We start from the raw sequence: 23149 nt of genomic DNA on the forward strand, positions 1-23149 counted from the left end.
ACGTGTGAGGGTGAAACTGTCAGATGGAAAACACAACAAGGCAATATCTTCTTGTGGATAGAATACCTTTGAAAGAAACACCTAACTTTAGCGTCACAAAAAATTTCATTATTTACTTTCTTCAAAAACACGAAAAAAGTACGTATATTTGTGAGAACAATTTAAACAAAAGCGGCGTTGTGAAAATAAAAACGTAAAATTATTGCAACAAAGCTAGGCAAATTAATTCGTATATAAATGTGGCTAAAGTAGGCTAATATAGCTGGTTTTACGATATAGTAGAATTATTATATAGAAAAGTTCGCACAGAACAAGCAGTAGACCATGCCATCCCAAGAAAAACACTTCTCACCGACTTTGATTTTGAACGCTGGAAGTGGTTATTTTACTTGAGATCTTAATAATATATTTTGCTAAATTAATACTAGTTTATTTTAGAATAATCACTAAGGTAGACTTATAAAAAACAGAATTTAAAATAAACAAAACGTCATGTATCTCTCATATTAAGAGGCTTTTGTTGAGAGTTATTCAAGTCTAAAAAAAATTTTCAAATTGAGGATTGACAAAACCTAAAAACGGGATATCTTACTTGAAATGGAATCAAGTTACTATAGTGTATGTTAGACGTAACAGTTTCCATTTTTTTCCATTCATAAAGAGGTGATCATGCTACGTTCAGATATTCCAAAAGTTTTATTTTCGTCTATTAAAGAGGATGATCCTTATAGAGCATCTAAGCTTTTTCAAATTGAACGCTGGTGCTATGCAAATTGGCGTCTGCACCAAAAAAGTGGCAAAAAAGGACGTAATTTTCTTGCACAGGTATTGTCTAGTGAGGATTGTTGGAAAAAAGTAGACAATTTACATGGAGTTAAGCTTGATAGGCAAGTCGTAGGCAAAAAGTTAATTGCGCCAGATTCAGGTAATCTCTTTGATAAGTATGCCATTGCCTGTAGTTGCTGTCTAGAAGAAGATATTATTGCTTTGTTTGAGGAAAGAAAAGAGGAATTATCAGCTCAAGGTAAGAGTAGTCTATTGGAGTATGAGCACTTAGTTAGGTGTTGCGGGTCGGGTCTTTTAGCGCAGTTTTGGTCACATTTTATTAGCGGTTATATCTCTAAATTAAATTTAGATGGCTGTCATCCATATGAATATGGACTTAAGTGTGCTATGAGCCTTAAGCAGGAGCAGGCAGTGGAATTCTTTTGGAATAAAATAAAATCATTACCTGAAAGTGAGATGAGTGAACAGAAAAAGGATGAAATCTTGATGAAGACAGCAGTATATGTAGCAGGGAACCGTTGTAATAGTTATCCTGAAATATTCGAGTTTTGTTTTAGTCAAATAAGTCCTGATAAATATCCAGAACTTCTAAAAAGAGACTTAGCTGAAAATGGTTATTATGGTAGTTTGAATACACTACAGGGTGCACTTCGCTTTGATAAATTTCAGGAATTATTTGATTGTTTAAAGCCAAATGATGTTCCAGAAGATGATTATAATATCTGGTTAGACATGGAAATCAAAAAACATTCAGAGCCTTATGTAAGTGAAAGTGTAAAGCTTTTTATGCATATGTGGATGAAGGAAGGATTTGATAGCCATCGTGCTTTAGTGATAAGAGAGGAACTAGAGGATAAATCACCTCTTTTCTGTACAGTTTTATTAACACCTTTAGTAGAAAAGGGCTGTATGGAACCAGTATGGGCGTTATTAAATAAAGCTAATTCTGATCAGGTTAAAGAGTTTATGTGTTCTAAACAGGCAGGCTACATACGATCTATATTGGAAAAAAGAGATGCTGATTCATTGAATAAGTTTCTAGCATATAGAAAGTCTACAGATGAAGAGTTCACTAGCTTAACTGAAGTTGAATTAAGCAAAGCATGTGAGCAATTAGGGTTAGGCAATTAAGGTATTATAAGGCAATTCTATAAAGTAGGTGGTGGTTTCTTGTTACTACTTTAGCTTCTGTCAAAAAGATGTTGCATTGTAATACAAATGTTATATACACAAGTCAGCATGTAGGCAAAAATAGCTTTTATTATTGATATCTCTGATGGTTATACAATAAGCTTGGTATAGTGGGTTTAGTATAATATAATGAAGGGGGTTTATGTTCAAGATACAATATCCAACAGATCATCTAAAAAAAGAAGATGTTAATTCAAAGATTACTGAATTATCGGATGAAGTGCAATATATAGAGCAAGCTAGAGAATTTTCTCAACTTAAGCGTTATCGGAGATCTGATGTTGATTCCGAAAGTGGAAGTCAGATTAAGAGAATCGATGTTCCAGGAGAAGGTAGTTGCTTGTTTTGGTCTGTTACTATGGCTTACTTAATACCCGTCAGAAACGACGATGCTTTATTTCGATAAAGGTATGAAGTACTATTTGGAAATGATGGAACTGTAACCCAAAATTTAGATCATATTAGAGGTTTGGTTCGGAATTTAGGTGCTGCGAATTATGATGATACATTTGCAAATTTAGTAAGAAACTTATTTCGTAATCGAGTAGTTGATCACATAAGTTCTTATAGAAATGAGTTCAGAGATTTTGTTGAAGGTGATTTTGAGCGTTACTTGGAAAACATGAGGAACCCTGATACTTGGGGAGGTGAACCTGAAATAAGAGCAATGAGTGGAATGCTTAGCGCAACGATTAGTGTTTCTGGTGAAGTTGAGACTCAATATGGTAATGGGGATATTCAAATACAATTATTTCATGTTGGTGCACCAGGTAAACGAAACCATTATAATTTTGGTCTTGAAAGGAATATTATTGATAATGATAAAGAGCTTGCAAAAGGCTTAAAAAGAGTCATGGGTAAAGTAAGACCACAAGACTTTGAGTTAATACAGTTATTGATAGAGGAAGCAGATAAAGAAGTTGGTATAAGCCGGCAAGATGAGGATTTTAAATCTTTTGAACCGAGATTTCAGTCATTTGTGGATCAGATTCCATCTTATTTACACTCTATAGAAAAAGCAGGGTTTTTTACACACTTCTTCCTAGGTAGTTTTTCTACTTTGTTGGATACAGAGATGGCAAAAAAGCTAGACATCAAGGAGATTTATTTTAGCTTTGACGGTGCAAAGACTTTGAAGGTAGCTATTATAAAAAATGGTGAAATGAAGAGTCAAAAAGATGTGATCGATAAAGTAAAATTATTTGTTATATCAGAAAGTGGTTCTCATTCTTACACTCAAGAGTTTGATCAAGGTGAATTGAAGGAGGTATTAGGCAAGCTTTACTCTCTTATTGAAAATAACCTAGATAAAATTAAAGTTAAATCAATAAAAATCATTAAAGATGCCGGTCATCAGGGAGAAATAGTTGTTGATGTGAAAGATAAAGGAGTAGACATAGAACATAATTCTGAAGTTCAATTTAAAAAAGTGAGAAAAGGGTTATGGAGGGATCCCGAAGTCGATATAGCGAAGCTAGCTATTTCCAATCAGCGAACAGTTAAAGCATCTTTAAGGAGAATTCTTGATAAGATTTACACAATTCACTCCGAATATGCAGACTCACTAATCTATGCTAGCAGAGCACGTGAAGCAGCACATCATGGGTTTGCGGTAGGCGTTTTCATGAATTTCCACTACAGGTATAATTTTAGAGTCTACCCAGAGCAATTTGCAGGAAGGGGTTATGCAGATATTATCTTGCTGGCTCGTGGTCCTGATCGTGCATTGGATTCTATTCCCATTATTATTGAATTAAAAGCGGGAGCAGGTTCTAATGCTACTCCAGATAAGGCTTTGCAGCAAGCAGAAAAGTATGCACAAGGCTTTCAACCAAATATTCAGCGAGTTCTAACCACTGCAGATGACATTTTATGTGTTGGTGTCAATCTTGATAATCCATCTCCTATCTCTGATATTAAAGTATCAAATCGTGGGGAAGAAATAATTCCTCTTTTTCAAGATATGCTAAAATCTGCTGATGACTGGGATACGCAAAGGATTGGAACAATAGAATTAAAGGGACAGGTGAAAGATAATCTAGAACGTATTTATCATACGTTTCCTGGTACACCTGAGAAGGGAGATAAACATTATTTTAGTAGATTTTTACTAGGGCAATCACTATTGCTAAATAGAGTTGAAGATTTAAAAACTGGTTTTAAAAAATACATTTTTATCTATGGAGACAATATACCTACCGAGGTACGTCCTAATCTTCGTGGGTCTGGACGTTTAGCAGCTGAAAGAGCCAGGGAGAGATTGTCAGCTAATCTTGATGCGAGTCATGCAGTTGTGACAATGGTGCTCATTCCAGAAAATACAGAGAAGTTGGTTTGTGTAATAAATATTGTTGAAGCTAACAGAAAGGATGTTCTGAACGGGCTGGATGAAGTGCTCCCTCTTGATAGATTAAATAGAGAAATAGGGAATAGGGAAATAATCGAATTAAATCTTAATTTTGATACTAGGTACAAGTCAGATTTTAAAAGATATCTTACTATTTGGACTGAAAAATACAATTCTTTACAAGAGTACAACAACGGAGATAATAGATTTCAAGGTACTTTTAAAGAAGTTACTTATCCTAATGAGTTAAAAGAAACATTTGATAAAGCACTAGATATCCAATCCTTATCAATAAGAGGATATAGTAGATTATTAGAAAAAATTGGAGAAGGAATCTTTCCTTTTAAGAGTCTCGTTAATAAAGAAGCTCATTTCCAGGGAATATTGAATGGAGTGTTTAGTTATTATAGTGACTTAAAATTACAGGAATCACCAGAAACTAGAGCATTAGTTTTAACTGAGTTTCAAACTGGTAGAGGGGAACGTATTGACATGCTAGTTCATGGTATTAAGTTTGTGGCTCAAGGTGGAAATGCTGAGGAGTACACTCCAATAGGGTTAGAACTTAAGGCATCAAGGCAGGGTAAAGGGGCTCAAGCTTTATTGAGGGAAGCAAATGATCAAATAAATGAAGAGTACAAAGAAGGTGTTACCTATAAAACACTTACAGATGGTGGTGAGGTAAAATTTATCGGTGTTGTTTTCGATAAAGGATCTAATAATCCGAATAAACTTATTTTAACAAGTAGGACAGCCGAGGAAGGATTTATTCCTGTTGGAGTAGTTCATAGTTCACATCATATGTTGCCTACTGTAGGGCAGTGTTCTAAAAGAAAATCTTCATCGCCGGAGTATCCACCAAGTAAAAAGCCAAGAAGAGAAAGAAGTGTAAGTATGGCCTGCATAGATTCGTTTGATGAAGAAAAGATTACAAAGGAAGAAAAAAAGCAACGTGTTAAAGAGCTATTTGATATTGATAATGCTAAGGATTTAACTAATGAAATTGTAGATATAGGTCGTGAGCAAGTGTTTGATATGATAGGCAATGCTGATAGGACTGATGTATATGTAAAAGTAAAAGATAACAATGGTAATGATAAAAAATTGATAATAGGTGATATTATAGAAATGAAGAATGCAGAAAGATATTTTGTAGATGATTATAGTGATGGTATTGAGATCTTAGTAAAAGTAGGCAGAGATAAGGATCGCGTTATAAAAGAAAAAATAAAAGGACAAAATATTGAGTATTATTTAAGCATCGATGGCTATGAAGTAAAATTCGATGATATAATTAAAAATTTTACTACAGATGCAGAAAGAGAGAAAATTCATAATAAATTACATCAACTATCAAATGATAAGCAGTTGTTAGAGAATAAAAAATACATTGAAGATATAGGTGATGTTCAAACTAATCAAGATTACTCTAATATTGTAGAGGAAATTAAACAGAACTTGCTAGCAAAAGGTGTTAGGGAAGATACTTTTGATACGTTTAAAAATCATTTTGATGATCTTGGTGAAAAAGTTTTTGCAGATTATATTAGTAATGTAGAAAGCAGCCTTCAAGAAAAAGGAATTGCATTTGATCGTGATAAATTTGATTCAGCGAAAATAAAAGGAGCAAAAGGTGGAAAGTTTTTTTCCATGATGGCTATATATGACTTGCTTGATAGTATAAGTGATACAGCAACACTTGGACGACATGATAATAATGCTTTAAAGCAAGTATTTGGTATCAATGGTATACTAGATGCTATGGATGATGTTAGGACAAGCGTAAGTATTTCTCCTAATAGTAAAGTGGGAAAATTGATTAGTAAGGTACCACAGCCTGTACGTCAAACGTTTGTTAAGATTATCAGTAATCCTATAGTTCAAAGTATTACATTTGCAACTATTGCTTATCAATTTGGATATAGTATAAACGAAATAGCTCAAGGTAATCATCATCCACTAAATTATTATTGGACAGCTAGTAGTGGTGTAAAACTAGCAAGCATGAGCATAAGGCCTGTAAGTGCAGGAGTTAGCTTTACAGTGAAAAGTGTAAGTACAACTACTAAGATTTTAAGAGGATTATCTGCTGCAGGCAAAGTCTTGGGTAGGGCAGCAGTAGTTACTATGGTTGCTGATGTATTAATAACAATTGGTGTAGAAATTCATGAGAGAATAGAGTATACAAAAGCAATAGCAGAACAAGTACCTCTATTACCTGGTGGTGAACAAGCGGAAGTATTTTTTGCAGGGGTAATCAAGTTTTTTACAGGAAGAGATGTAGAAAAAGAATATGAAGACACAATTAGAATAAAAGGTTATTTAACTTACGTAAAAGAAGCAGCTATTAAACTGTTAAATGACAATTATGACATAGATGCGGTTGTACAATACGTAATCTCCATTGAAGAGAAATATAGTGAGGTGATTAAAAATATGGGTGCACAGGCTATATGTATTATGCCATCACCGTATGGTCCTGAGTGTGCGACGCAGATGAAGTGGACATGTGATTTAGAAAAAAAATATAAAGATATCTCTTTTGACAAGATCAATATAGCCTCTAGTGTAAAAAGAGATTTGTCTTCTATTGATATCTCTAAGATATTGACTATGACACCTTATACTTTGGTTATGAGTGAAGGTTGGGAAAGGTTTATCTGTGGTATAAAGAATAGTCCTCAATGCTATCAAGAGATTGAAGAAAAGAAAGTTTATGTTGTTAATACGGATGCAAAACATATCCCTCATCTAACAAAATACGAGTATGAAAATCTTGGCTTAAGAATTGTAGATGCACCATTAACAAATCCGATACAAAAATCTCAATGCAGCAAAACAATCAATACAAAGCACACAGGTGACGATGCGTTCGCTCCATGTAACAGTGGCAAAATTTATAGAAATTGTCAAGAGAGCTTTACTCTCTCAGGCGGACCTTTTATCTTTACTAATCCAACAAGAAAAGAGCATAGTAATACAAAAAAGCAAACATTTCCTAGAGGATCAGTATTATATATTTCAGGACCTAAAACATTAACAGCAGCAGCAAATTATCCAGCAGTAATGCATATTCCAGAGGGTAGTAATATACGTTATGTTGGCTCAAAAAATAATGAAACTATTTTTATTATTAATGACTATACGTCTGGTACTCTTGAAGGTGGACCAGGAAAAGAAAATACTCTAGTAATGAATGTTAAGGCTAATAATGTCGTTGCAAATTTGCATGGTAGAACTATACGTTATGGTAATAGTAATAACATAAGATTGGTTAACACATATAACTATGTGTCTAATTCTGACAGCAAGCAAAATATTACTACTCACTGTAAAACAAGATTGATTAATGTAAAAAATGCAGAAGTCTGGCAGAATTCATCTAACTGCACAGATAAAGATTATGAAGTTAGAGTAGTCAACAAAGAAAACGTGCATCACAGGGGATTAAAGCAAACAATATTTATCGTTAATGAAGACAGTGATAATGCTAGGATAATAAGTGATTCAGGCAGTACAGGAAAAATGAAAGGAAATATTGACGTAATAAGGGTTCAAGTTGCTAATATTACACAGTGGGGAGTAAGTAAAGATACAGAAAAAGACAGCTATAGCTTAGATCTTTTAGCTAATGATACACAAAGTATTGCTTCAAGTACTACAATCGATGATTTTAAAAATATAGTAATTCAAGTAAATTGCCAGGGAATAACAGAGTCTGTTACAATACAAGATAAGTCTTTGTCTGATACAATAGAAGATATTAGGTATCAAAAGTTGAGAAATTCAGGAAGTGATACTGACAGAGAAATCATACAAAATAGTGAAAAAAAGTTAAAAGCATTTATACAAGCAAGTATTCTAGATCAAGAGTTACTTGATACTTATCAAATTGCAAAAGGTATTGCTGATGACAATAATTTTGACATACCAATATCTCAAATAGAAGTCACTAAAAATCATATGGGAATACCTGCTGAAAAGGTGATAATTGCTGGCATATACTCAGATCAGGTAATTGTTGATTTTAGCTATAATAATTCTGACGTTACTCAGAAATACCGTAATAATGGAAGGAGCTATGATTATGATAACTATATGACACTATGTAATTACTATCAAGACGCCACAGTAGAAGGGGGAGAAGGACAACATCAGTATATTATCAAACTACCAGATACATTAAACCACGAAATCTCGTCATTCCCCATAAGACTTAATTTAAAAATAAAAAGCAAAGCAGTGCCTTATCAGAACATACCTTACAATATTATTGATTTTGCTGAATTGAATGTAACAGATGTTGATAGTATAAGCATACAAGAGGGTAAAAGGAGTTATATAAATGAATATTATAACCAATCAATTTCCGACCTTACAGAGGATAGCTTAGAGATAAAAGATATTACACTTGGTAGTGAAGGTACTAAATGGTCTTTATCCATTGGTTTAGTTGATTATTTTCAAAGCCCAGAACATCAACAAATTGTATTACGAATGAATAATGAGCTTTATAAGATTGATAGTACAAACTTAAGGCTTGAGCATGTAGAAATGAACCCTAACTCTTTCAGATATTATCAACCAGAAGAACAAGGGTTACAGATTTATCATAATCAACCTATTGACGATAATAGTGTTGGGTTAGTTAATTTTAGAGATAAGTCTATATTGGATTTTGATACCGAGATTACTGATGGTAGTTTAGTGTTATCACATAAGAATCATACCTTAGCGAAAGTAGAAAATTGGAATACCTATCAACCAGCAAGGGAAATGATGTTTGCTTTTAATGATACGATGATCTCTAATCTGAAATGCATAGTCTCTGCTTGTAATTCGAAAGATATTATAGAGGACTTTAATAAGGAGAAAGTAACTTTATTAAAGGAGCACATGTTTGATGCTATAATGCGAGATAATATTAATGAGGCTAAAGATTTAATTGGAAAAATTGAAAGTATTAATACTGAAAGTAGGCATGAATTAACACCTTTGTATGTTGCTATTCAAGCAGGTAGGTTGGACATAGTAGAAATTCTTTTTGATAGGAAGCATTTTAGTGTTAAAGATAAAGACATCCATGGTTGTAACCCTCTGCACTGGGCTGCTCAGCAAGGCAATTTGAATATAGCTAAGTTTCTTGTGGATAAAGGTGCTGACATTGGAGCTAAAGATAAAAATGGTAGAACATCTCTTCGTATAGCTGCTTGCAATGGTAATCTAGATGTGGTCAAATTCTTCCTTAATAAGAGTGTTGATATCGAGTCTGAAAGTAATGATCCAGATAAGATGATGGGAAAGATTGAGAGTGTAAGGAAGGAAATTATAAATCAAGTAGGTGCTTCATCTAATGTAAAAAAGTGGGCAAAGTCTTTTATAGAAGAGTTAAGATATTCAATAAAAAGTGTAGCAAAAGAGAAGCTAAAGGATGGCATGTTGCGTAATAGGTATAGTTCAGTTAATGAACTTGCTAATGAAATTTATAAATCAGATGGAAAGCTGTTTGATGATATAATTAGGGGAGTTATAAATGACGTGTATGGAAAAGTAGATACAAAAAAAATATTAAGTTGTGCACGCAGTCATGGTTATATTGCTCAGCTTATTTCAGGTTATGTAGCTGCGTTTGATGCAATGCAAAGGAATAATGATTTAAACAATGGTGCAGTATTTAAGTTAGCTTACTATATCAAAGAAACAATGGAGATGGAGAACTATCCTAAGGTCCATTCAGAAAAAAGATCTAGCCTTGAAAAGCTAAAAAGTGGATTACCGGAATCAGTGAAGAATGTGGTATTTTCATCAAAAGTATGTATTAAAAATATTTATCAAAATGAATATTTATATGCTGCTAATAGTTGTTTTAATTATGACAACGATAGACGAATGGTATTTACTTGGATTCAAAAGAATGAAAAAAATGATAAGTTTAGGTGGAAGATTAGACCTTATGGTGACAATTTTAATATAGTGAATGCTGAATTTAATGAAAATTTGTATCCTTCTAGTAATTATTTCAATTATGACAACGACAGGAGAATGGTATTTACTTGGGTTCCAGGTGGAGGAGTTGCACGAGATGTGTGGAAGATTGAACCTGATGGTGATAACTGTTCTATAAGAAATGTTGAGCTTAAAGAATATTCATATGCTGCTGATTATGGTAAATATGACAAAGATAGAAGGAGAGTATTTACTTGGATTCCAGGGGGCAAGGTTACACAAGGTGTATGGAAGATAGAAGATTGTGGATCTACTTTAAGAAAAGTGAGAAATGCAGATGCTAGTTCTAATTTAATAGTTTCAAGGCAAGTACAATTGGATTACGCATTGTTGAATGCCACAAAAATTGGCAATATTAGTGAAGTAACAGGCCTTGTTAATCAAGGAGCTAATGTTAATACCAAAGACAGAGATGGTAATACTCCTGCACGCAATGCTGTATTAAAAGGTCACTTTGGCATAATTAAGTACCTTGTTGAAAAGGGTGTTAGTTTAAAGGCTGAAGATCATTATTGTGGTCCCCCTACATGTAATGCCGCTTATAGTGGTCATTTAAATATACTAAAGTACCTTATTAGCAAATGTGTTGATATTAATGATACTGATAAAAATGGTTGGACACCGCTACATTTTGCTGCATGGAGAGGCTACTTAGAAGTTGCTAACTTTTTAATAGAAAAGGGTGCTGATATTAACGCTGAGAACATTTTTGGCAGAAAACCTATACACATTGCCGCTGAAAACAATAACAAGAACATCATAGAATTTTTTCTCAGCAAGGGAGTAGACATTGATAATGCTGATAGGTATGGTCGGACGCCCCTGTACTGTGCCTCTCGGAATGGTCACTTGGATTTAGTAAGGTACCTCGTAGATAAGGGGGCTGACGTTTACACTCAAGACAAAGGCGGTAAAACATTGCTGGATATTGCTACTGATCAAAAACACAATAATATTGTAGAGTATTTAAAACAAGTGCAATTAGATAAAGAATTATTGATTGCAGCACAATATGGAAATCTTAGCAAAGTTGAAGATCTTGTAAGTCAAGGAGCTAGCTTAAGTGCTAAGTATAGCGATGGCCGAACTCTTATGCATTGTGCTGCTTATGGGGGCGAGCTAAATGTAGTAAAATATCTTGTGGTAGGTGAAAAAAGTAGTTTAAAAATTAAAGATAATAGTGGTAGAATTCCCCTTCACTATGCTGCTTACAGTGGTAAACTAGATATAGTAAAATATTTTATAGAGGAAGAAAAAGTCGATGTTAATATTAAAGATAATGGTGGCTGGAAGCCCCTATATTATGCTTCTTGTGGTGGTTATTCTAATGTAATAAACTACCTTGGTAAAATACATAATTCAGATTTGATAAGTAACTTACAAGAAAATTCTACGTCTTTAGAAATCCCAAATAGTAATAACATTGAGGTTCAAGACAAACTTGGTAGAACACCCTTACATCTTGCTGCCAAAGCAGGTGATCTGAGCAAAATAAAACTTCTTTGTGATGATTATAATGCTAATATTGAAGCTCAAGACAATTTTGGTTATACACCAATTTTTTTCGCTACTCAATCAGGAAAATTGAATGTAGTGAGTCTTGTTCTTTATTATGGTGCTAATATTAATGCTCAAGATATGTATGGTTCTACGCCTTTACACTATGCTGCTCAAGAAGGTAACTTAGGTATGATTCAGCTTCTTCTTAGTAGATGTGCTAGGATTGAGCTTCTAGATAGGAATGGTTGGACACCTATACTTTTTGCTGCTCGAGAAAGTAAATGGAATGCAGTAGAACTTCTCGTTAGTAAGGGTGCTAAATTTAATAATGAAATAACGTATCAGGGAACACCTTTACATTTTGCTGTTCGAGAGGGTAATTTGGATACGGTAAAATTTCTTATTGATAAAGGTGCTAATATTGAGTCTCAAGACGACTATAATAAAAAACCTTTGCATCTTGCTGTTAGGGTGAACAGATTGGATATAGTAAAATTTCTTCTTGATAAGCACGCTAACATTGAGGCTAGAGACATGGATGGTGATGTACCTTTAGAATTGGCTATTCAAAGTGGTTACAAAGATATAGAGGAAGTCTTAAGGCAAGCACAATTAGATCTAGATAAAGAATTATTGAATGCTGCAAAAAGCGGAGACCTTGATAAAGTTAAAGAATGTATCAAACGGGGTGCTTATATTAATACTAAGAGTAGTAATGGAAGGACTTCTTTACACTGGGCTGCATTTGAAGGTTGCTTACCCGGAGTAGAGTATCTTATAAAGGAAGTTGCTGACATTAATGCTAAGGATAACACTAGTAGGACTCCTCTACACTATGCTGCTAGAAATGGTCATTTAGATGTAGTAAAATACCTTATAGAAGAAGGTGCTGATTTTGAAGTTAAAGACAAGGATGATAAAACACCGTTGGATCTTGCTTCTTGGAAAAAACATAATGATGTTGTAAAATATTTAGAGAAAATCAAAGAAGAAAGAGACAAAACTGTTCAACGCAAACGCCGTCATCACCATGGAGATCATGCTCGTCATCATATGTCAAGAAAACCTCTTGCTATAGATTCAAGTAATCAACCTGAGATAGCAGCAAGTGGTAGTACAAGACCATCTTCATGGATAAATGATTTATTTGGTTGGGTAAAGAGCTCTATAGGTGGATTGTTAAGTTCTAAACCTGTGGGAATATCAAGCACTAAGGATTCAATCTCACAAGTTGATGGGCAATTTGCCAAAGCTTCGGTAAGTAATAGTAGTCCAACAAGTACCACACTATCATCTGATGGTACAGATAAAAAACAAGAAAGTAATTATTTTACAAGTGGGGGTTTTTCCCGAGATAATATTGATTATGTAAATGCAAATATAAAACAAATGCGTGAAAGGCAAACACCTGTTAAATTTAAACCTAGTGGCGGAAATATAATACTAGAAATGGGAGATCACTATCTATCACATGTTGATTTTAATGGTACAATAATGTTACTTGATTTATTAATTAGAAAAGTTACAGGTCAGAAGTATATTTCTACAGTAGATCAGTCTATATCCCCACTAGAAGCACAGGGCTATGCACTCAATATTACAAAGGAATTTGAGAAAGTAGTAGAGCAAGCTGGATTAAAAAGTGGTGTATCAATGCATCGATTAAATATTGATTATATGGAAATGCAGAAAGAAATTACTAGAAAAGTCATGAGTGGTAAATTCAATGAAATTTCAGGGATTTTAAAATCGTATGTAGAGAAAGCATGTCCTGATGAAGAAGCTGGTAAATTAAGTCCGAAGAAATTTGAAAAGTTTATGGCTACATTTAATAACAAGCTAGATGTATCACTAAATCAATCAATACACCAAATGCTACATAATGAAAATAACGTACTAAAAATGGATAATATAAAAGAACCGCAAAGCTTAGGTTTATCTGGACCTAGAACTAGGTTAGATGATGTATTAATTGCGGGCAATGCCAGAGAATTAGTCGCTGGAAGAAGGTAGTAGACTAAAAAGTTTCTTCCTTAAGTTGTGTAATGTCAGCCTGAGGAAGGCCAGTTGTCTGGGAAATAACATCAATAGAAATGCCAGCATTAAGTAGGTTTTTTGCAACTTCGATTTTTTCTTCTTGTCTACCTTTTTCGTGACCTACTTTAAGACCCTCATCAAATTTTTGAGCTAAAGCAGCTACCTCATCCATTATGCGTTTTTTCATTTGTTCATATGCTAGTAACTCTTCTTCTGACCAATTAAACTTATTCATCTCTTCATAAGCTCGTTTTATTATTACGTCACTACCAACTATTTTATCTAGGTCCTCTTCGTTTGTTTCTGCTGCATATCGAAAAAAGTAACACCATTTTTCTACTATATTTTCTAGTTGGTCTTCTTTTGTCTTTGTAAATTTTGGTAGTTCTATGAATACGAAGTAAAAATCCTTTAAGTCATGTTCAAAGCTATTTTGATCTAAAATGACATGATTAGATTTGTACTCAGCCTTATCTGGAAAAATAATACAATCAGCAACAGCTATGAAGATAATTTCCTTGAGATTATGATAATTATCACCTTGATCAGCTTGACTTGAGTAGGCTTTAGCAGCATAATATTGAGCACGCTTTTCGAAGCCTTTGGTCTTAGTGAACTGCATTTCTATAATATATCTGGAACCTTGAGAGTCTTTACAAAGAACATCGACAATACTCTGCTTTTTAGCGGCAATTTCAGGGTCCAAAATGGTAGCCAAGAATTCAACATCGTGAATAGCAGCTAAGCCAGTGAAGCCTAAAATATCGTTCAAGAAATGAATAAGGATATCTTTATTCTTTTCAGTGCCAAATATTCTTTTAAAGGCATAATCATTGCGTGCATCAAGAAACTTCGAAAGAGCCATAAGAAAGTAAGATAAAAAGCATTAATAATTATACACAATTGTGAAGAAATATTCAACTAAAATGCAAACATTTTGTATATCTTTATTTGGTAGTATTAACCTGTATAATATTTATGGCAAATATCTCAATAAGGTACCAAATAGCACAAAAAGTAAGGAGCTGGAGGTTAAAAAGAAAATATACCCTGAAAAACTTAGCAGACAAGGCAGGCATAAACTATCATACACTGATAAGATACGAGCAAGGAACATGTGGCATTCCAACTGAAAAGTTAAAAATATTAGCAGAGGCGTTATCAATTCCTATTAGAAATCTCTTTCCAGGACGAAAAGTGCTAAAAGAAGATAGTTGTTTCGACAAAGCCAAGACCCAGGAAATGTATAATTTCATAGAAAAAACAGGAGGACACAAAGCAATTTATGCATTAACCAAATCTGTCCGAGCTGAAGAAGAAAGTAACATAAAAGCAGCAAGAATAAGAATTGCAAAGAATCTAGTTAAGGCAGGGTTTGATACTGAGATTATCTATCGAGCAACAGGCTTATCAACTGAAGAATATGCTGATAAAGAGAGATACGAGCCAAACGGAGGACAAGAGATAAAAAAGTGGAGAATAATAAAAGGATATACACAAGAAGAATTAGCGAAAAAGCTTAATATAGGGCCCTCACAGATACATCACTATGAACAAGGTAGTGTTACCATTTTAAGTGAAAGATTATGGGAAATAGCAAGAGAATTATCAGTGGATGTTGAAGATTTGATAAAGGAATATAAAGAAAATGATTGCAAAGATGGTGAAGGAGAAAATGAATTATTAAGTTTGGCAAGAGAATATAGAAAAATTGACAATCAAGAATCACGAGATGAGCTAAATATATGGGTAGAATTTTTCTTGCAAAGAAAGCAAATTTACAAAGAGAAGATTGATAAAGTAGAGAGAATGAAAGTTGCAAATAATTTACTTCAGTTAGGTTTTTCTACTGATGTTATTTCTCAAATAGTAACAACTTCTTTTACATAAAGAATTAATTTTCAATTAGATAAAATAAGCATACGTTAATATCTTAAATTATTCATAAAAAAATAAGTAAAAAAGATTGAGAAATTGATTTGACTTCACTCGAAAGCTATGGCTCTATGCCAATGCTGATAAAAAACAGCAGTAAATAATTAAAAACAATTTGTTATTAACGAGGAGTATATTTTATGAATAATAGTGAAAAACTTACAGAAGAAATAGAGAGAGTACTACAAAGCGGAGGAGGAAGTGCTCTATTTGATCGTGAAATAGTGTCAGTGCTTTTAGGAGCAGTTCATGACAGAAAGCAAGCACAAGATGTTACTAAAACTCTAATGGATAATTGCCCAGGAATAGGAGAAATTTTAGGGCGAGAAATCGATGATCTGAAAATGATAGAAGGAATGACCGAACATGCAGCCGCAGCAATTGAATGTGTAAAAGAAGCTTATAAAAGAGCACTCAGAGAAGGGTTAAAGAGAGGACCTGTAATGGATAGCCAAGAAAAGCTGATAGAGTATGTAAGGGTAAACATAGGCTTTTCAGCAAAAGAAGCTGTCCTGGTAATATACTTGGATAAACAGAACCGTCTGATAAGAGATGAAGTGTATTTTGGTACAATAGATGAAGTACACCTATCTGAAAGGAAAGTGGTAAAAAAGGCGTTATCAATGGAAGCAGCGTCAATAATATTAGCTCATAACCATCCAGGAGGGAGTTTGGAACCGTCAGAAGATGATAAGGTTATGACTAGAGAATTAGTGTCAGCATGTCAAGGAGTGGGAATTGAACTAGAGGATCACATTATTATGACAGACAAAGGATATTGCAGTTTTAAGGAAAGAGAGCTGTTATAAACCAAATTTCAATTGCTTGAGAAGTTTGGCTACTACACAGTAGCAAAAAAACTTAGTCAAGAATCTGAAGAGCAAGAACTGCACAATATAAAAGATCTTTGTATAGCTTGTATATTAAGTCGTGATTAAAGAATAAAAGTCCCAAAAAAATCTATTCTTTTATTATAAATAGTTGCAAGATATACAAGATCTTTTTATAATTTGCGTATTAAGTTAATTATAAAGCAATAAATTGCTCTGTAGACTTGAATAACATGCTTAATAGGAGGCTATATGACTACTAAAAAAACAGTATCATTTGATGATACAGATGGAAATACTTATGAGTTAATCATTGATTCTAAAAAGTTACCAAAAGGACTATATAGTGCTATTGAAGGTATAAGGCGTACTAGCAAAAAAAATCAGCAGCTTATACTTGTAGACGAGACTGATCCGAAAATATTTGATGATAAAAGTAGGTTTGAGAAGCCTGAAGGTGTGCCTTCCCCTAGCGATGTTTCTGGAAAATCAATCAATCTTGGAGAAGGACGTGAGGTTTATAACAAAAAATCTTCAAATCGTCAAAATCCGTTTATTCCAGCCTTAAGCAAGATAGAGCCAAGTGCAAGTGAAAATGCAGAATTAAGATGGTTTAAAAGTAGAGTAGTAAAGGCAAAAAGCGTAGAAGAACTGAACAAAACTATAGACCAAGCACTAAGTGCTGGAATCAGGATAAATGCTTATAGCGAAGGACAGAAGAGTTTTGCTGATACGGTGATATCGAAAATACCTTCGATCAAATGCAAGGAAAATGAGAAGGAAGACATAATATGTGAATTGATGCTCAATGGAGCAATATTCAGTTACGATCTATTGCAGGATAAGGGAATAAGTGAAATGCATAACAAACTGTATCAAGAGATTCGTTCACAGATAGATGAGTGGCTTAAAGAACTGAGAGAAATCGGTGAAAGTGCTATTGAAAATGAAGGAATCATAGAAGATGTGGAAATAGACAATCAGACGTTTTTTATGAAATTTTCTGAAAATAGTAAGGTAAATATTGCAAGAGTATTGGAAGGTACAAAAAATTTAGGGTTAACGACAGGAGAGGTAAAATTAGGAGGTGATGTTATAGAAATAGGAAATAGCAAGGTTGAAGTTAGAATTGGAAAAGAAGGTGAAAGGAATTATGTTGATGTGTCTGACAATAGTGCTTTTGAGGTAGCATTTCCCACAAGTATTGGTAGCCTGAAAATTGTAGTATATCATAATGCGGAAAATGACAGTCAAGTAGAGGTCAGAGTAGCAGATAAAGAAATATGGTCTGAGCTACAAAAAAGAGGGGAAACTATAGGAAAAGGATGTTTTTTTGGAGGAATGTCAGTCGAAGAAGCGGTAGAAAAGGGAAGTTTTCCTAGGGATGGCAAGTGGAATAAAGAAAAGGCAAAAGAAGAAATAAAGGCGATTAGTAATAATGAAACATTATCATGGGTTAATAGGATATATGCAGGTAGTAAAGAGACCTCTCGGAAACTTTAAACGAAGGGAGGTTTTCTTCCCTTCTTTAACCAAAATCATAAAATTACAAAATCTTTATAAGCTAAACTTAGGTTGTAGCAAAATAACAGATGTTTATTTCGGTAAAATTGTTACGATATGGCAAATATCTCTATAAGATATAAAATAGCACAAAAAGTAAGAAGCTGGAGGCTAAAACAAAAGTATACCCTAAAAGATTTAGTAGAGAAAACAGGCATAAAATATCATACATTACTAAGATATGAGCAAGGAGCATGTGGCATTCCAACTAAAAAATTAAAAGTCATAGCGGAAGCATTATCAGTTCATGTTGGTAGCTTATTTCCTAGACAAAAAGTACTGAGAGAAAATTGTTCTTTTAACAAAGAATGGATGATAGCAAAAATAAAGGGACAAGAGTCATGCAAGTTAATTCGCGACTTAACTGGATTTATTCAAGCTGAAGAGGAAAATAATGTAAAAGCTGCAAGGGTAAGCATGGCCAAGAACTTAGCGAAAGTGGGGTTTGATAATGATATTATCTATCGAGCAACAGGCTTATCAACTGAAGAATATGATAATAAGGAGAAAAAAGGCTCTGAGCATTCAAACGAAGGACAAGAGATAAAAAAATGGAGAATAATAAGAGGATATACTCAAGAGGATTTAGCAAGAGAGCTAGATATAGGACCTTCACAGATATATCACTATGAACAAGGGAGTGTTACCATTTTAAGTGAAAGATTATGGGAAATAGCGGAAAAGTTATCAGTGAATGCTGAAGATCTGATGAAGAAATATGAAGAAGATAATTGCAAAGCAGAAAACGAGCTATTGAGTTGGGTGAGAGAGTCTAAAAAGATTGACAATCAAGAATCACGAGATGAACTGGACATATGGGTAGAATTTTTATCGCAAAGAAAGCAAGTTTACAAAGAAAAGATTTACAAAGCAGAGGCAATAAAAGTTGCAAATAATTTACGTATGTTGGACGTTTCTATTGATGCTATTTCTAAAATAACAGATTTATCTATTGAGGAGCTTGAAAATTGTGCTTTTAAAACTTAACTGGGTTAAAAACTTCAGTAGTTTACTGACTCAGAAATAATATATTAAGATATAAATAAAAGTAGTTAATATATCTATTATAAACTCTTGTTTAGCTCTGCAGAATTTGACGTATCAAGATAAAACATAACAGAATTTTTCTATCACTTTATGATTGTCCTCTATCATTGCATTTGCCTCCTCCTGAAGAGATTTGATATTTTTTGATGTAATATTATCCATATCAGGTGATGCTATTTTTAATTGCGATTGTATACGTATATATTTATCACCTATAACTTGATCCAACTGATAATTTACTGCATCTAAACTTGAGGCAAACATCACATGTAGTAGTGGTTTTATCCAGCTTATTTTTCCAAATCTCCTTGAATTAGCTATGCTTCTATCTGTTCTACCAGTACCTAGTGATAACAGTATAATCTCATCATTTGGAAACAATTTTTTACCACTTGCATATGCACAAGCCGCTGGATTATTGGCAAAAACCCCTCCATCCACTAATACTCTGTTTATCTGGTTAATTTTGAGATGTTTTGGTATGAAATAAGTAGGTGCAGCCGTTGCAGCTCTGAGTGCATCTTTCAGCTTAATATTACCTTCTTTCCAGCTTTTGAAGAAAAATGGGCAATTATTGTGAATATCGTAACTTGCAATCAGTACATTATTTAAGGTGCTTTGTAAAGTATCATCACCAAAATATTTATCCAGTACAAATTCAATATTTTTATGTGGGTATTGTGCACAGTTAAACCAAGATAATATTGATCGCCTGAAGAATGAAGATTTAAAAATATATGACCCGTATTCTTGGTAAAATTCAACTAAATCATTGGCTGAGTATTGGGGATTTCCTTGTTCATCTTTCCTGCATAACCCTGCTACAACAATCCCACCAGTTGAAGTACCAGCCATTAGATCAAAGATTTCAGCTATCGGTTTTCTTGTTCTTTTTTCTATTTCTGCTAATATTATGGCTGGTATTATTCCTCTTATGCCTCCGCCGTCCACTGAAAGAATGTATTTTGCCATGTTTAGATATTTATTGATTTTATTAACTTGCTCGCTTTTATCAGGTTGCGTTTCCTGTCCAAGAATCACTGTCTGTTTCACTCCTAGAGAAAATTGCACCAATCTAATAATTGATTCCGTAGAGCATGCTAAAGGGTCTGTATTGGTTCAAGCATATTCATTTACTTCTAAATCTATTGCAAAGTCGCTAATCGAAGCTAAGGAACGTGGTGTTGATATTAAGGTTATTCTAGATGAATCACAAACTAGTTCAAAACATAGTGTAATTAACGAATTATTTGAGCACAAAATCCCGATATGGATTGACTTTAAACCTGCTATTGCTCATAGCAAGGTAATTATTATTGATAATCAAAAAGTCATAACTGGATCATTTAACTTTTCAGATGCAGCTCAGCAAAGAAATGCTGAAAACCTACTGATCATAACAGGAGATTCTCCACTAGTTGAACAATACGTCAAAAATTGGAAAAATCGCCAATCGCAGTCTAAGCATTATACACCAGACTTTAAGTTATCTTTGAATTCATCTAATTCCTCAGAAAGATTTTTCACCCTTTCCTCAAGTACTAACACTTTTTCCATTAAACCATATTCAATAAGTTTATCGTGAAATTGTACCCTTGAGTCTAACTTGGATAACCACCATATGATTGCTACGGTTTGGATTAATAACGTGATAATTACTGTAATTGGAACTTTTTGCTTTTTCATGTGAAAGTATTAATCTATTATGAATAGTTTTGGAAGTTTATATACAGATCATAGAAAACTTATAGCTTTAGTGATTACTTTTTGTTGATTCGTATTGATCCTCTGCTTCTGCAAGTAGCTTTATTATTTCTCTGTATTGCTTTCGTTCGTTATGCTTTGATTCCACTACAGCCATATTTCTAGGTCTTCTTCCATCTTTAGCTGTAGCAGTGGGATCTGCACCCTTGTCTAATAAAAACTTAACAACCTCTAAATGTCCTTGATCTGCAGCATGATGCAAGGCTGTCCATCCCATATATCCACCTGTGGCACTTATATCAGCTCCTTCCTCTACAAGGAACTTTACAACTTGCAGACACCCTGAACTAGATGAATAATGCAAAGCTCTCATCATAGGAATTTGTGTATTAATATCTAATAGGTTTTTTACTGAAAATTTCACTACTTCTAGGCTGCAGCTCTTAGAAGCAACTTGCAACATTGTTTTATAATTATCTGTAGCTTTTGTTTTCATATAGCAATAGGTAATAACAACACATATTATCATTGTTATACACCACCGAAAATGTAGCTTATTTCTTGAGTCTCTATTCATATTCAATACTTTTTTCAATATTAAACATTTGTTTTACTGATTTTTCTTTAACGTTGATGCTGATAACACAGTGTGATAACCTGAACTATCTAACACATGTTCTGCTCTGTCGATTACCCATTCACCATCTATGTCTTGATGAAATCCTAACAAGCTAAGTTTTGCCTCTGCAAATAGTTCTGGATTACCAGGCATAGTGGCATCCAATACTGCATTATTTCGCTTTAATTGTTTTAACTTAGCATTTGCTGCACTTAATGCTGATTCTACATTAGAGTAAAGCGTCTGTATAGTATAACTTGGACTACCAGAGCCAACTTTTTCTGATATAGTTTCACCTCTTTCATAGCTATGCCATTTTGCAATCACTGAGTTGTACCTGCTTACGGTAAAATGCACTTTCCAATTTATCGTGTCTTGAGGTTTAATAGCTGTTGTTCCTAAAGCTTTTCCAGTTGCCGACTTTGCTTTGCCTTTTGGAATAAAGAGTATGTATCCGCCAGCTAGCTTTGCCATTGCCTCATATTCTATTGCTATTTTTGTTAATAAACTTATATCACTTTCTTCTATTTGATTAATATGTGGAATCAACACATTTTCAAATTCTTCTGCAACTCTGCATCCATACCCGTGCTTTTCTGCTATTTCCTTAACCAAGTTACCTAGAGTAATTTGATGCCATTCTTTAGATACTTTTTCCTTTAATGATAGTCTTAAATTTGTTGCATGAGCCTTTATTAGTAAGGTTTTAGGTGGACTCTGTACTGTAATTTCATTAATTGTATATACACCCATGGGCATCACTCCGATTTCCCTGTACCCTAAAGAAATATTCAATTCATCTGGGATATTTAAGTTTTCATCTCTGTAATCAACATACACTTCAACTACATCGTCTATTGTCCCAGATTCATCTGTGAGGCGCAATGATATAACTCTATCTTTAATTGATTCGCATTTATCTATTATAAAATCTGGCTGCATTTATTCCCAGACCTTTAATTTTGACTTTTGTACTGTTTTCTTAATAGTAGGAAGCTTTATCTTTAATCCTGCAGGCAAAAAGCTTCCGTATTCTGCAAGTCCAGGGTTTTCTTCTAATACTATTTCTACTGCTCCTGAAGTAAATCCATAGTGCTTCCAGCAAATATAGTCTAGCATATCATTTTCTTTTGCTAAGTAGTATATAGTCATGAATAACGCTTCAAGCTTAAATTAAATTCAACTTTTTTCGGCAATCCACAAGGGAAAAATGATGTTTGATTTTCTTCTAATTTTGTAATCACAAACTGTCCAAAAACATTTCCCATGTTGTCAACCAAAGTGTGAGGTTCTTCTGCTTCTTTTGCACTATTTAATTGACTTAAATTTCCAGGGTTATGAAGATAAGTTATTCCCTCTAAGTCTATATTTTCCACTCCTTGACCAATATTTTGTAGTGAAGGCATTTTATCGATACATTCAATTACACTCCAACGATTTTCTTTACTGTACTTCAAACTTATCGGAGTAAATTTATATGGACCAAGAGATAACATTTAAAGCACATATTCGTTAACCATAAAATCTAAGCAGTGGTTGCTGTTTGATATAAATTTCTTTCTGTATAAACTAAGATCTTTGTTG

General features: G+C 33.7%; 14 protein-coding genes and 1 pseudogene. 8 read left to right on the forward strand and 7 right to left on the reverse strand.

Translation table 11 applies throughout. The features are described from left to right. Positions 1–669: 669 nt before the first annotated feature. The 3 genes from ACFZP3_RS07655 to ACFZP3_RS07665 all read left to right on the forward strand — a co-directional run bounded on the left by ACFZP3_RS07655 (position 670) and on the right by ACFZP3_RS07665 (position 13843). Complete coding sequence (locus ACFZP3_RS07655) at positions 670–1917, forward strand: hypothetical protein (RefSeq protein ID WP_386086932.1); 1248 nt, start codon at positions 670–672, stop codon at positions 1915–1917. Between the two features lie 202 nt (positions 1918–2119). Beyond that, a complete protein-coding gene (locus ACFZP3_RS07660) occupies positions 2120–2383 on the forward strand; it encodes a hypothetical protein (RefSeq protein ID WP_386086931.1) in 264 nt (87 codons plus the stop codon). Between the two features lie 63 nt (positions 2384–2446). Continuing rightward, the gene (locus ACFZP3_RS07665) at positions 2447–13843 is read left to right on the forward strand and encodes an ankyrin repeat domain-containing protein (protein ID WP_386086930.1); all 11397 of its coding nucleotides are present in this window, start codon (positions 2447–2449) and stop codon (positions 13841–13843) included. A gap of 4 nt (positions 13844–13847) precedes the next feature. Here the strand turns inward: ACFZP3_RS07665 and ACFZP3_RS07670 are convergent, their stop codons facing one another. Next, complete coding sequence (locus tag ACFZP3_RS07670; protein WP_250120258.1) at positions 13848–14732, reverse strand: Rpn family recombination-promoting nuclease/putative transposase; 885 nt, start codon at positions 14730–14732, stop codon at positions 13848–13850. 113 nt (positions 14733–14845) lie between these two features. Here ACFZP3_RS07670 and ACFZP3_RS07675 point away from each other — a divergent pair, with 113 nt between their 5' ends. The 4 genes from ACFZP3_RS07675 to ACFZP3_RS07690 all read left to right on the forward strand — a co-directional run bounded on the left by ACFZP3_RS07675 (position 14846) and on the right by ACFZP3_RS07690 (position 19182). Next, positions 14846–15757 (forward strand): helix-turn-helix domain-containing protein, encoded by a 912-nt coding sequence (locus ACFZP3_RS07675; RefSeq protein WP_386086929.1) that lies wholly within the window; start codon positions 14846–14848, stop codon positions 15755–15757. Positions 15758–15942: 185 nt separating this feature from the next. Beyond that, positions 15943–16611, forward strand: coding sequence for a RadC family protein (locus tag ACFZP3_RS07680; RefSeq protein ID WP_386086928.1), 669 nt, complete (start codon positions 15943–15945; stop codon positions 16609–16611). A 273-nt stretch (positions 16612–16884) separates the two neighbouring features. Beyond that, positions 16885–18135 carry a hypothetical protein gene (locus ACFZP3_RS07685; RefSeq protein WP_386086927.1) on the forward strand — a complete coding sequence of 417 codons (1251 nt, stop codon included), beginning with the start codon at positions 16885–16887 and terminating at the stop codon, positions 18133–18135. Positions 18136–18252: 117 nt separating this feature from the next. After that, on the forward strand, positions 18253–19182 hold the full coding sequence (locus ACFZP3_RS07690) for a helix-turn-helix domain-containing protein (RefSeq protein WP_386086926.1): 930 nt from the start codon (positions 18253–18255) through the stop codon (positions 19180–19182). Between the two features lie 114 nt (positions 19183–19296). Here ACFZP3_RS07690 and ACFZP3_RS07695 read toward each other — a convergent pair whose 3' ends face one another. Continuing rightward, positions 19297–20214, reverse strand: a complete 918-nt coding sequence (locus ACFZP3_RS07695) for a patatin-like phospholipase family protein (protein WP_386086925.1) — start codon at positions 20212–20214, stop codon at positions 19297–19299. Here ACFZP3_RS07695 and ACFZP3_RS07700 point away from each other — a divergent pair. Next, positions 20213–20719: pseudogene (locus ACFZP3_RS07700) on the forward strand (phospholipase D family protein); the annotation flags it as partial. The gene ACFZP3_RS07695 and the pseudogene ACFZP3_RS07700 sit on opposite strands and share 2 nt — an antisense overlap. On the opposite strand, the gene ACFZP3_RS07705 reads toward ACFZP3_RS07700, so the two are convergent. The 5 genes from ACFZP3_RS07705 to ACFZP3_RS07725 form a co-directional block, all read right to left on the reverse strand. After that, entirely contained in the window at positions 20710–20928 is a 219-nt protein-coding gene (locus tag ACFZP3_RS07705) for a hypothetical protein (protein ID WP_386086898.1), read from the reverse strand. The pseudogene ACFZP3_RS07700 and the gene ACFZP3_RS07705 overlap by 10 nt on opposite strands. Before the next feature lie 67 nt (positions 20929–20995). Next, the gene (locus ACFZP3_RS07710; protein WP_386086924.1) at positions 20996–21523 is read right to left on the reverse strand and encodes an ankyrin repeat domain-containing protein; all 528 of its coding nucleotides are present in this window, start codon (positions 21521–21523) and stop codon (positions 20996–20998) included. Between the two features lie 33 nt (positions 21524–21556). Beyond that, positions 21557–22507: a phage tail protein gene (locus ACFZP3_RS07715; protein ID WP_386086923.1), complete on the reverse strand. Its 951-nt coding sequence runs from the start codon at positions 22505–22507 to the stop codon at positions 21557–21559. Continuing rightward, positions 22508–22717, reverse strand: a complete 210-nt coding sequence (locus ACFZP3_RS07720; RefSeq protein ID WP_386086922.1) for a tail protein X — start codon at positions 22715–22717, stop codon at positions 22508–22510. Next, complete coding sequence (locus tag ACFZP3_RS07725) at positions 22714–23061, reverse strand: phage tail protein (protein ID WP_386086921.1); 348 nt, start codon at positions 23059–23061, stop codon at positions 22714–22716. The genes ACFZP3_RS07720 and ACFZP3_RS07725 overlap by 4 nt, the downstream gene beginning before the upstream one ends. Between the last annotated feature and the right edge of the window lie 88 nt (positions 23062–23149).

This window comes from Wolbachia endosymbiont (group A) of Norellia spinipes, assembly GCF_964273535.1.

Bases quoted from the DNA above. Each gene is read 5' to 3' on its own strand.
- ACFZP3_RS07655 (WP_386086932.1), top strand. From the start codon at position 670: ATGCTACGTTCAGATATTCCAAAAGTTTTATTTTCGTCTATTAAAGAG.
- ACFZP3_RS07660 (WP_386086931.1), top strand. From the start codon at position 2,120: ATGTTCAAGATACAATATCCAACAGATCATCTAAAAAAAGAAGATGTT.
- ACFZP3_RS07670 (WP_250120258.1), bottom strand. From the start codon at position 14,732: ATGGCTCTTTCGAAGTTTCTTGATGCACGCAATGATTATGCCTTTAAA.
- ACFZP3_RS07675 (WP_386086929.1), top strand. From the start codon at position 14,846: ATGGCAAATATCTCAATAAGGTACCAAATAGCACAAAAAGTAAGGAGC.
- ACFZP3_RS07680 (WP_386086928.1), top strand. From the start codon at position 15,943: ATGAATAATAGTGAAAAACTTACAGAAGAAATAGAGAGAGTACTACAA.
- ACFZP3_RS07685 (WP_386086927.1), top strand. From the start codon at position 16,885: ATGACTACTAAAAAAACAGTATCATTTGATGATACAGATGGAAATACT.
- ACFZP3_RS07690 (WP_386086926.1), top strand. From the start codon at position 18,253: ATGGCAAATATCTCTATAAGATATAAAATAGCACAAAAAGTAAGAAGC.
- ACFZP3_RS07695 (WP_386086925.1), bottom strand. From the start codon at position 20,214: ATGGCAAAATACATTCTTTCAGTGGACGGCGGAGGCATAAGAGGAATA.
- ACFZP3_RS07705 (WP_386086898.1), bottom strand. From the start codon at position 20,928: ATGAAAAAGCAAAAAGTTCCAATTACAGTAATTATCACGTTATTAATC.
- ACFZP3_RS07710 (WP_386086924.1), bottom strand. From the start codon at position 21,523: ATGAATAGAGACTCAAGAAATAAGCTACATTTTCGGTGGTGTATAACA.
- ACFZP3_RS07715 (WP_386086923.1), bottom strand. From the start codon at position 22,507: ATGCAGCCAGATTTTATAATAGATAAATGCGAATCAATTAAAGATAGA.
- ACFZP3_RS07720 (WP_386086922.1), bottom strand. From the start codon at position 22,717: ATGACTATATACTACTTAGCAAAAGAAAATGATATGCTAGACTATATT.
- ACFZP3_RS07725 (WP_386086921.1), bottom strand. From the start codon at position 23,061: ATGTTATCTCTTGGTCCATATAAATTTACTCCGATAAGTTTGAAGTAC.